Here is a 9,675-nt window from a genome sequence, read left to right as displayed (position 1 = left end):
GTGGGGGAGATTCGGGCGGTGTTCTGAACGCCCCTCTGGTGGGTCGCGCGGGCGGGGTTCACCATGAACCGGTGAACGACAGCAGGAGCTTCTCGCCCCAGGAGATCGCCGACGCCCTGCGGGACCGCATCCGCACCGGGGACCTCAAGGCGGGAGACCGCCTGCCCACGCAGGCCGACCTGGCGGAGGAGTTCGGGGTGGAGCGGGGAGCCGTACGGCAGGCTCTGCGACTGCTTCAGGAGGACGGGCTGTTGACCAACGTCAGCAAGGGGAGCCCGCCGCGGATCACCGAGCCGGCTGCTGCGTCGGACGAGCCCCAGCCGACGATGGTGGGGTTGGCACCGCGCCTGTGCGAGGCGTTCGAGAAGCCGGACGCACGGATCGACGCGGCCTGTCTGACGGCCGAGAGCCTCATGCTGGCGGTGGGGGAGTCGCTCCGGCTGATCCACGAGGACCGCGTCCGCCCCGCATCGATCAACGTCCGTGTGCTGCTCCCCTCCCGGGAGATCACCCTGGCCTTCCCGGTCCCGGTCGACGGCCGCCACGACGACGATCCGGCCCACCGGCGCTGGTTGGCGATGCGCAACGCCCAGGCGCAGGTGCTCCAGCACAATCTGCTGGCCCTGCGGGCCACCCACGGCATGGACGTCAAGGTCACCTTCCGCGCCCTCCCCTTCACCCCGCCCATGAAGCTGTACCTCCTCAACGGGGAGGAGGCGCTGCTCGGTTACTACATGCTCACGAGAGAGGAGGAGTACGACAGTCAGCCCCTGGACATGTACGACGTCCTCGGCTCCCAATCGCTCCTCTTCTCCTTCCTGCGGCAGGCCGGCGAGCGGGACGCCGCGTTCGTGGAGCAGTCGCAGAAGTGGTTCGACGCCCTCTGGGAAACCATCACGACGGACCTGACACTCTCCTAGTGACTCCTGATACGGCGCAGACTGTTCCGGTGACAGAAGAGACAGGCAACGTGCGCGAACTGATCACCGGCGCTCGCTTCGTCCTTTTCGACTTCGACGGCCCCATCTGCCAGCTGTTCCCGGGAAGTTCGGCCGCGGAGAACGTGGCGAAGGACCTGGTGGCCTGGCTGGAACGGCAGGGGTTGAAGGAGCTGCTGACGGAGGCAGAGCAGGGGCATCCGGACCCGCAAGTCGTCCTCCACGCGGTCAACAAGCGGCATCCGCGCAGCGATCTGGTGGACGAGCTGATGGAACGGCTCACCCAGCACGAACTCAAGGCGGTCGACTCGGCGTTCCCCACTCCGTGGGCGGATCCGCTCATACGCACCTGGAGTGCCGTCGGCATCCGTCTCGCCGTCGCCGCCAACAACTCCCCGCGCACGGTGACGGAGTACCTCCACGGCCGGGGCCTGCTGGAGTGCTTCACCCCGCACGTCTACGGCCGCACGAACGACCTCGACTTGCTGAAGCCGAACCCCCACTTCCTGAACCAGGCCCTGCGCGCCATGGGTGCCGCCCCCGCCGCCGCCCTGATGATCGGCGACACGCCCTCGGACTTCGAGGCGGCGCGGCGGGCCGGCATTCCCTTCCTCGGCTACGTGCGAAACGAAGAAAAGGAAACGTTGCTGCGCGAGGCGGGAGCCGAGGCCGTCGTGAGCTCCCTGGAGCCGGTCCTGCGGCAGCTCCGAAGCGAGGGCTGACACGGAGCCGCGCTCAGAAAATCCGCGCGACACCCCGACCGCCGTGCACCTAGCGTGATCCCATGAGCAGCCGTTTCCAGGACCTCGCCGTCCGCTCCATCACAGAGCCCGAGATCTCCGACTGGATCCGCGCCCTGAACACCGGTTTCCTGCGCGCGCCGACCGTTTCCGACGAGGAGATCGCCGACCGCAGCACCTACATCGACCCGTCCCGCACCCTCGGCGCCTTCGACGGCAACCGCTGCGTGGCGACCTTCCGCTCCTTCCCCCAGGAGCTGACGGCGGTAGGCGGCAGCCCCGTCCAGGCCGACGCCATCTCGAACGTCACCGTCACGTCCACGCACCGCCGCCGAGGCCTCCTGACCCGCATGATGACCCAGGACCTGGCGGCCGCGAAGGAACGGGGCGACGTCGTCGCCACGCTCATCGCCGCCGAGTACCGGATCTACGGCCGCTACGGCTTCGGCCCCGCCACCTCGGCGACCCAGTGGGAGATCGACGTTCAGCGCGCCGGCCTGGACCCCCGCTGGGCGGCCCCGGAGGACGGCGGCCGTATCGACCTGGTGGACGGCGAGGACGTACGCAAGCTCGGCCCCGAACTGCACGAGCGGCTGCGCCGCACCCAGCCCGGCGCGGTCAACCGCGACGACCGCTGGTGGCAGGTCACCACGGGCGCCCTGAACCTGACGCGCGCGCCGTGGACCGAGCCCTTCTACGCCGTCCACCGCGCGGCGGACGGCGAGGTCCAGGGCCTGGCCGCGTACGTCTGCGACGACACCTGGACCGACGCCAAGCAGCCGCTCGACACGGCCACCGTGAAGGGGCTGATCGCCACCACCCCGGCCGCGGAGCGCGCCCTGTGGCACCACCTCTGCTCGATCGACTGGGTGGCGAAGGTGAAGTCGGGCTGGCGTTCCCCCGACGACCTGCTGCCCCACCTCCTGCCGGACCCGCGGGCGGCCACGATCACGACCCAGGCGGACTGGCTGTGGGTACGGATCCTGGATGTCGTACGGGCCATGGAGGCGCGGTCGTACGAGGGGGAGGACACGTTGGTGTTCGAGGTGGTCGACGGGGCCGGGCTGGCGGGCGGGCGCTACCGGTTGGAGGCCTCGGCGCAGGGGGCGTCCTGCACGCCGACCACGGAGAGCGCCGAACTCACCCTCGATGTGGGGGAGTTGGGGACGCTGTGGCTGGGCGACGAGTCGGCCGTGCGGCTCGCGGCGCTGGGGCGGGTGCGGGAAGAACGAGCGGGCGCCGCCCGAGTGGCCGACGCCCTGCTGCGTACGTCCAGGCGGCCTTGGTGCCCGGACATTTTCTGAACGCTCCTTCCGCTGGGGCCAGTTGATCGTTGATGGACTCATCCGTAGCTGTTCAGTTGTGGATGGTGCTTTTCAGTTGTGGTTGTTGAACCAGTACTGCTGTGGTGCTGACCGACCGGGCTCCCGGCTCCCCTCCGGAGGGGAGCCCGGTCGGCCGGACTGACGTCGGACCGGTAGGTCCGGTCAGCCGGACTGGGCGAGCAGCATCACGAGGATGACCGCTCCTAGACCGCTGATCGTGGTGTTCTTGGCCTTGATCCCGATGGACAGGGCGACGAAGGCGATGATGCCCATCGGGCCGTACTTCCACTGGATGAGCTGCTCGAATCCGATGGCGAGGGCCGCGACGACCAGGGCGGTGTATGGCACGAGGTCCGTCCTTCCGGGGGCGGAGCGGGCCCCGCCGATATGAGGTGCCGTGGCACCAGAACTCCAACCATGGGAAGGTCAACCATATGAGTAAGTTGGCAACCAACTTACTCCAACTTTCCCGTAGTTGGAAGTGCCTGGCGGCCATCTGCTGAGTAACTGTCAGGAGATGGCAGGAAGTTGTACTCTGCCCGTTGTGAACTCGGAAGACGCAGCCCTCACAGGACGGCAGAGAGCGGAGAAGCCGGGCTGGACGCACCGCGACGTGGCGGACGAGCTGCGCGGGCGGATCAGGTCCGGTGTGCTCAAGCCCGGCCAGCGGATGCCGACCCAGGCAAAGTTGGCGGACGAGTTCGGCGTCGAGCGCGGGGCCGTACGGCAGGCTCTGCGCATCCTGCAGTCCGAGCAGCTGCTCACCAACGTGTCCAAGGGCAGCCCGGCGACCGTCGCCCCGGACCTCGGCCTGGCCCTGACCGGCCCCGGAGCTCCGCCGCAGCCCACGATGGTGGGCCTGGCCCCTCGCATAGCGGAGGCCTTCGCGCAGCCGCACGTGGAGATCGAGGCCCTGTGTCTGACCGCGGTCTCGCTCACGCTGGCCATCGGCGAGCCACTGCGCCAGATCCACGCGGGACTCCTGAAACCGGCCAAGGTGGACGTCCGGGTCCTGCTGCCGAGCAGTGACATCGAACTGGCCTTCCCGGCAAGGGTGGACGGATCCACCGACGAGCGCCTGCAGCGCCGCTGGTTGAGCCAGCGCAACGCACAGGGCCAGGTGCTCCGGCACAATCTGCTGGCGCTGCGGGCCACGCACGGCATAGACGTGCACGTCACCTTCCGTGCGCTGCCCTTCACACCGCCGATCAAGCTGTACCTGCTCAACGGCACGGACGCGCTCTTCGCGTACTACACGCTGACCCAGCGCGGGGAGGAGATCGGCAACGAGCAGGTGGAGATGTACGACGCCGAGGGCACCCAGTCGATGCTGTTCCCCTTCACGCAGGGTGCCGGCCTTCGCGACACCACGTTCGTGGAGCAGTCCCAACTCTGGTTCAACGCGCTGTGGGAAACCATCAGCGTGGAGCTCCCCTTGAGCTGACCGCGGCCGGGTCACAGCGCTGGCCTCGTGACCAGCAGGGCGAGTGCCACGGCGCCGATCGTGCTGCAGGTGTGGTTGCGCGACCTGATCCCGATGGCGAGCAGTGTCAGCGCGACGATGCCGGCCGGGCCGTACCGCCATTGGGCGAGTTGGTCGACGGTGACGGTGAAGATGGCGAGCGCGAAGGCGATCACGGGCACGGCGGTGCCTCCTCGATCAGGTAACTCTGCCAACTTGGAGAAGTACGTTGCCAACTGCGCCCGCGTTGTTCCGCCTTGGTCGGCTCCCGGAAGCCATTTCCGAACAACCGACCTCGGACGGGGAGGAGTTGTAGCGTTTGTCCGTGACTCAGGAAAACGTCGTGGTGAACGGCAGCAGGGGCTTCTCGCCCCAGGAGATCGCCGATGCCCTGCGGGACCGCATCCGCACCGGGGACCTCAAGGCGGGAGACCGCCTGCCCACGCAGGCCGACCTGGCGGAGGAGTTCGGGGTGGAGCGGGGAGCCGTACGGCAGGCTCTGCGGCTGCTCCAGGAGGCGGGTCTGCTGACGAACGTGAGCAAGGGGAGCCCGCCGCGGATCGCCGCCGAGCCGACTGCTGCGTCGGACCGGCCCCAGCCGACGATGGTGGGGTTGGCACCGCGCCTGACGGAGGCGTTCTCGGAGCCGAACGTCCACATAGACGTCCTGTGCCACACGGCCGAGACCCTGATGCTGGCCCTGGGCGAACCCCTCCGCCAGATCCACGAGGGCCGCCTCAGCCCCCGGTCGATCGAGGTCCGCATACTGGTCCCCTCCAGGGAGATCACCCTGGCCTTCCCGGTCCCGGTCGACGGCAGCGACGGCGACGACGCGGTCCACCGGCGCTGGCTGTCGATGCGCAACGCCCAGGGCCAAGTGCTCCAGCACAACCTGCTGGCCTTGCGGGCCACCCACGGCATGGACGTCAAGGTCACCTTCCGCGCCCTCCCGTTCACCCCGCCCGTGAAGCTGTACCTCCTCAACGGGGAGGAGGCGCTGTTCGGTTACTACATGCTCACCAGACGGGAGGAGGAGTACGGCAGCCACACCCTGGACATGTACGACATCCTCGGCTCCCAGTCCCTCCTCTTCCCCTTCCTGCGGCAGACCGGCGAGCGGGACGCCGCGTTCGTGGAGCAATCCCAGCTGTGGTTCGACGCCCTCTGGGAAACCATCACGACGGATCTGGCACTCGGTTAGCTTCGGTGGCCGCCCGTCGTGTCGCAGACTGAGTCGGTGACATCGCACCCGGAGAACCTTCAGGACCTGATCACCCGCGCGCGCTATGTGCTCTTCGACTTCGACGGTCCGGTCTGTCGTGTGTTCGCGGGTCGCGCGGCAGACGGCGTGGCCCGCAGACTCGTCGAATGGCTCGACGGGATGGGTGCGGCAGATCTGCTGACCGCCGAGGAGAGTCGGACGAACGATCCTTGGGACGTGTTTCGTGCGGTCGGTCGTCGGCGTCCGGGTAGCGACCTGGTCGCCGCCCTGGAGCAACAGCTCACCGATGAGGAACTGAAGGCAGTCTCGTCCGCCATGCCCACCACCGACGCCGATTCGCTCGTCCGTGCCTGGGTGAAGAGCGGCGCACAGTTGGCGGTTACCACGAACAACTCCGCCAAGGCCGTATGGAACTACCTGGAAGGACGGGAGCTGGACGACTGCTTCACCCACGTCTGCGGGCGCACCCGGGATCCGGACCTCCTCAAGCCGCATCCGCACTGTCTCCAGCAGGCGTTGGACGAGTTCGGTGCGGACCCCTCGGACGCGCTGATGCTCGGCGACTCGCCCCCGGACGTCGAGGCGGCGCGGCGAGCCGGTGTCGCCTTCGTGGGTTATGCGCGCGACGAGAGGAAGGAGAAGGAGCTGCGGGCGGCAGAGGCCGAGCACATCGTGTTCTCGCTGCAGGAAGTGATGCGGCCGCTCGGGCGCTGAGCGATCTTCGACGGGGAGGACTGCCATGTTCACCACTCCCTTCGCCATGCCTACCACGAGCCATCCAATTGGCTTGTCTAGCTGACCAGTTACTTCCCAACTGGACTGGTTGACTAACCTTCGGCCCATAAGATTGTTTACCTGACTGGAAGTGGGTTGTTTTTGGGCTGTCGGGAGTATGATCGCGGCGTGAACGAAGACGTGGGCGAAGAGCAGGGCGGGGGTGAAGGCGGGGCGACGTACCAACGGGTCAGATCTGAACTGCTGAACCGTCTGACCGGCGGGACGTACGCTCTCGGCGCGCTTCTGCCGCCACAGCGTGAGCTGGCGGAAGAACTCGAGGTGTCGCGGCCCACGGTGCAGAAGGTCCTGCGGGAGCTGATCGAGGAAGGGTGGCTCTCGTCGCGGCAGGGCAGCGGGACCAGGGTCATCAAGGTGATCAAGGCGGAGCCACCCATCTCGTCCGAGGGGCGATGGGTGACCCTGGGGGAACTCATGGACCAGGCCTTTCGGGGGCCCGAGGTCACCCTTGACGTTTTCACCCTCAGCTCCGAGTCGCTGGATTTTCAGATCCGCAGACAGGACGAGCAGATCCGACTCAACAAACGTCCCGAACTGCAGCGGATCCACTTGCGCATCCTGCTGCCTGCCGAGGACGTGGTGGACCGGCTCTATCCGAAAGCCGTGCAGGACGAGGACGACGAGGCGGTGTGGGAACGCCATCTCAACACCACGCGCGGGAGCACGACCTCGATCAAGCAGAAGCTCAACGACCTCAGGGTCGGGGGGCTGGTGCCATTTGTGGAGATCGAGATCCGCTATGTGAAGCTCTACCCGCCGCTCAAGCTGTATCTGGTCAACGGCTCGGCCATGTTGTCCGCCCCGTACGTGCCGGTCAAACGTCAGGTCTACCTGGAGGCGTACGACAAGGCCGTGGACGCGATCGACGTGCTGGGTGTCGGCGCCCCGCTCACCTACGACGTCAAGGACGACGACCCGCACTCGCAGGCCTCCGAGAAGGTGGACAACTGGCGGAAGTGGTTCGACGAAACGTGGAACCTGCTTGCCAAGTGAGGCTCGGGCGAATTGGCATGGCGAGTCGTCCATATACTGACATCGTGTGATGCGCGTCGCCGGAAGGGATAACCTCTGCCGCCATGACGCCCCAATTGCCCCGCCGGGCATATCGGTTGCTGCTGCGCGTGCTCGCGAAGAGACGCTTCCAGAGTCCGTACGGAATCGTGGTCCCCGGCCACCACAACGAGAACCGCATCACACAACTCGGGCCGCCGCTGGGCCTCCTGCTGGGCGTGGGGTTCGGCGGGGTCCTGGTCAAGTTCCGTACCCCCGTCGACGCGATCGAGGTGGTGCCGCGGATCTGGCGCGGCAAACCGGAGGTCCTGGCTGCCGCGGACCGCAAGGTGCGGGACGTGCCGCGCCGTCTCCTGGACTTCGACACGTTGACCGTGGACGCGTATGTGCGAGGCCGCGTCCTGTCGAAGGTGGTGCCCGCCGACGGGACATACGGCACGGACCGGCTGCAGATGCTGGCGGACTTCTTCGCGGCACTGGCCGGCGTGCCGAGGGACGGGCTTCCGGAACTGCCCGCCGACTGGGCCGAGGACGGCGACAGCCGGGGCTTCCTCCAGTGGCAGGCCCGGTTCACCGCCGACGAGGTGTACCGCCCCAACGTGCCTCGTTTCGGCACGCTGTTCGACGCGGTCGGTGTTCCGGCGGACGCCATGGAGCGGTTCACGGACGCCGTACCCGGACTCACCCGGCGCCCTTTCAGTCTCCTGCACACGGACGTCCACCGGGGCAACATCGTGGTCTCGCCGCGGAAGGACGGTGACCGGCTCGTCGTCATCGACTGGGAGACGGCGATGTACGGAGACCCGCTGCACGACCTCGCCACACACCTCGTTCGCATGGGTTATGGCGTCACGGAGACCCGCTCCATGATCAAGCTGTGGGCTCGGGCGATGAGGCTGTCCGGGCACGCCGGGGCGACCGAGGGCCTGGCGAAGGATCTGCCCGTGTACCTGGCCTTCGAGCACGCCCAGTCGGTGTTCGCCGACGTCATGAGGGCTGCTCTCGCGCTGCCGGACCAGCCCTCCGAGCAGGACTTCGTCGATGCCGTCGACAGGGTGCGCCGCGCCGTACGGCGGGCCAGGAAGGCACTGAACCTCGGAGGACCACCGTTGGACACGTTCACGGCCGAGGCCGCGCTGAGGGCGTGGCACGGGGCGCAGGACCGAACGGAGCTCGTGTGTGGATGCGGAAAGGAAGCGCGTGGATGGGACGACTCGGAGAAGTGGCGACGTCGGGGCGCAGGAGCACTGAGCGGAGCGGCCGGGGCCGTCTCGTTGCTGAACTGGGGCACGGCGATGCCATGGTGACCGTTGCCCAGTCGCTGCTCACCCAAGCCCACTGCGTCCTCTTCGACTTCGATGGTCCGCTCTGCCGACTGTTTCCCGCGGACTCCTCCAGGCCTCTGGCCGACGAACTCCGTTGCCTGGTAGCCGATTTCGGGTTCCTGCGCCTACTGAGGGAAGAGGAACGGACCAGCAAGGACCCGCACATGGTGCTGCGGGCGATTCACCGCGCCCGGTGGGAAGCGGACCTGGACGCTTTTGGCGCCAAGGACGACGACCTCGCCGCTCTGCTGGAGAGGCTGGAGCAGTGCCTGACCGCGGGCGAGGCGGCGGCCGCTCTGAAGGCAGAGCCGCCCACATCGGACACGGACGCGTTCGTCCGCAGCCTCGCCGAGCGCGGGCTGTGCCTGGCCGTTGTCACCAACAACTCGCCGCACGTCGCGGAAAGTTATCTGCGGGCACATGGGCTGTACCAGTACTTCAAGAAGGCCGTGCACGGCCGCACCGACGACCCCGGCCTGATGAAACCGCATCCCGATGTCCTCCAACGAGCCCTGCGGGACCTGGACCTGCGGCCGGAGAACGCGGTGATGATCGGAGACACGGACACCGACCTTCTGGCCGCCGAGCGTGCGGGCGTCCGGTTCATCGGGTACGACACGGCACCACTCGCACGGGCACGACTGCGCCATGCCGGGGCGAAGGTCGTATTGGGGGCGTACGCTCCATTGCTCGGCGAGGCGAGGCGGCGGATCGGCGCGGTCGCGATGGCCATCGCCCTGCTGCCGCTGCCCACCATCTCGGGCGGCCTGCTGGACGCCGCCGGGACCGGCAGCCCAGTGGCCTTGTGGACGATGTGCAGTACGCGCCGGTCTCGGTCGATGACGACCGCGCCGATC

Annotated in this window: 11 protein-coding genes; 9 read left to right on the top strand and 2 right to left on the bottom strand. The window is 67.8% G+C overall.

What is annotated here, in order from left to right; translation table 11 throughout:
- Positions 1 to 71: 71 nt before the first annotated feature.
- The 3 genes from ACNFOC_RS44640 (at position 72) to ACNFOC_RS44630 (ending at position 2,982) form a co-directional block, all read left to right on the top strand.
- Positions 72 to 920 carry a GntR family transcriptional regulator gene (locus ACNFOC_RS44640; protein ID WP_416964731.1) on the top strand — a complete coding sequence of 283 codons (849 nt, stop codon included), beginning with the start codon at positions 72 to 74 and terminating at the stop codon, positions 918 to 920.
- Complete coding sequence (locus ACNFOC_RS44635; protein WP_416964730.1) at positions 920 to 1,660, top strand: HAD family hydrolase; 741 nt, start codon at positions 920 to 922, stop codon at positions 1,658 to 1,660. The genes ACNFOC_RS44640 and ACNFOC_RS44635 overlap by 1 nt, the downstream gene beginning before the upstream one ends.
- 62 nt (positions 1,661 to 1,722) lie before the next feature.
- Complete coding sequence (locus ACNFOC_RS44630; RefSeq protein WP_416964729.1) at positions 1,723 to 2,982, top strand: GNAT family N-acetyltransferase; 1,260 nt, start codon at positions 1,723 to 1,725, stop codon at positions 2,980 to 2,982.
- Positions 2,983 to 3,165: 183 nt separating this feature from the next.
- On the opposite strand, the gene ACNFOC_RS44625 is transcribed toward ACNFOC_RS44630, so the two are convergent.
- Positions 3,166 to 3,351: a hypothetical protein gene (locus tag ACNFOC_RS44625; RefSeq protein ID WP_416964728.1), complete on the bottom strand. Its 186-nt coding sequence runs from the start codon at positions 3,349 to 3,351 to the stop codon at positions 3,166 to 3,168.
- Positions 3,352 to 3,616: 265 nt separating this feature from the next.
- Here ACNFOC_RS44625 and ACNFOC_RS44620 point away from each other — a divergent pair, with 265 nt between their 5' ends.
- The gene (locus tag ACNFOC_RS44620; RefSeq protein ID WP_416964732.1) at positions 3,617 to 4,447 is read left to right on the top strand and encodes a winged helix-turn-helix domain-containing protein; all 831 of its coding nucleotides are present in this window, start codon (positions 3,617 to 3,619) and stop codon (positions 4,445 to 4,447) included.
- 11 nt (positions 4,448 to 4,458) lie between these two features.
- Here the strand turns inward: ACNFOC_RS44620 and ACNFOC_RS44615 are convergent, their stop codons facing one another.
- On the bottom strand, positions 4,459 to 4,647 hold the full coding sequence (locus ACNFOC_RS44615) for a hypothetical protein (RefSeq protein WP_416964727.1): 189 nt from the start codon (positions 4,645 to 4,647) through the stop codon (positions 4,459 to 4,461).
- A 137-nt stretch (positions 4,648 to 4,784) separates the two neighbouring features.
- Between ACNFOC_RS44615 and ACNFOC_RS44610 the strand changes: the two genes are divergently transcribed.
- From ACNFOC_RS44610 to ACNFOC_RS44590, 5 genes are all read left to right on the top strand, one after another.
- Positions 4,785 to 5,666, top strand: a complete 882-nt coding sequence (locus tag ACNFOC_RS44610) for a GntR family transcriptional regulator (RefSeq protein ID WP_416964726.1) — start codon at positions 4,785 to 4,787, stop codon at positions 5,664 to 5,666.
- 36 nt (positions 5,667 to 5,702) lie between these two features.
- Entirely contained in the window at positions 5,703 to 6,401 is a 699-nt protein-coding gene (locus tag ACNFOC_RS44605) for an HAD family hydrolase (protein WP_416964725.1), read from the top strand.
- A gap of 189 nt (positions 6,402 to 6,590) precedes the next feature.
- Positions 6,591 to 7,475, top strand: coding sequence for a GntR family transcriptional regulator (locus ACNFOC_RS44600; RefSeq protein WP_416964724.1), 885 nt, complete (start codon positions 6,591 to 6,593; stop codon positions 7,473 to 7,475).
- Between the two features lie 83 nt (positions 7,476 to 7,558).
- Positions 7,559 to 8,800 (top strand): phosphotransferase family protein, encoded by a 1,242-nt coding sequence (locus ACNFOC_RS44595; protein ID WP_416964723.1) that lies wholly within the window; start codon positions 7,559 to 7,561, stop codon positions 8,798 to 8,800.
- On the top strand, positions 8,794 to 9,675 hold an 882-nt coding region (locus tag ACNFOC_RS44590; protein WP_416964722.1), incomplete at its 3' end, for an HAD family hydrolase. The genes ACNFOC_RS44595 and ACNFOC_RS44590, both read left to right, overlap by 7 nt.

The organism is Streptomyces colwelliae (genome assembly GCF_048158785.1).
GTDB lineage: Bacteria > Actinomycetota > Actinomycetes > Streptomycetales > Streptomycetaceae > Streptomyces.
Note: the sequence above shows the minus strand (reverse complement) of the source record. Positions and strands in the feature narration are given on the sequence as shown.

Coding starts and splice junctions, on each gene's coding strand:
- ACNFOC_RS44630 (WP_416964729.1), top strand. CDS start 1,723: ATGAGCAGCCGTTTCCAGGACCTCGCCGTCCGCTCCATCACAGAGCCC.
- ACNFOC_RS44595 (WP_416964723.1), top strand. CDS start 7,559: ATGACGCCCCAATTGCCCCGCCGGGCATATCGGTTGCTGCTGCGCGTG.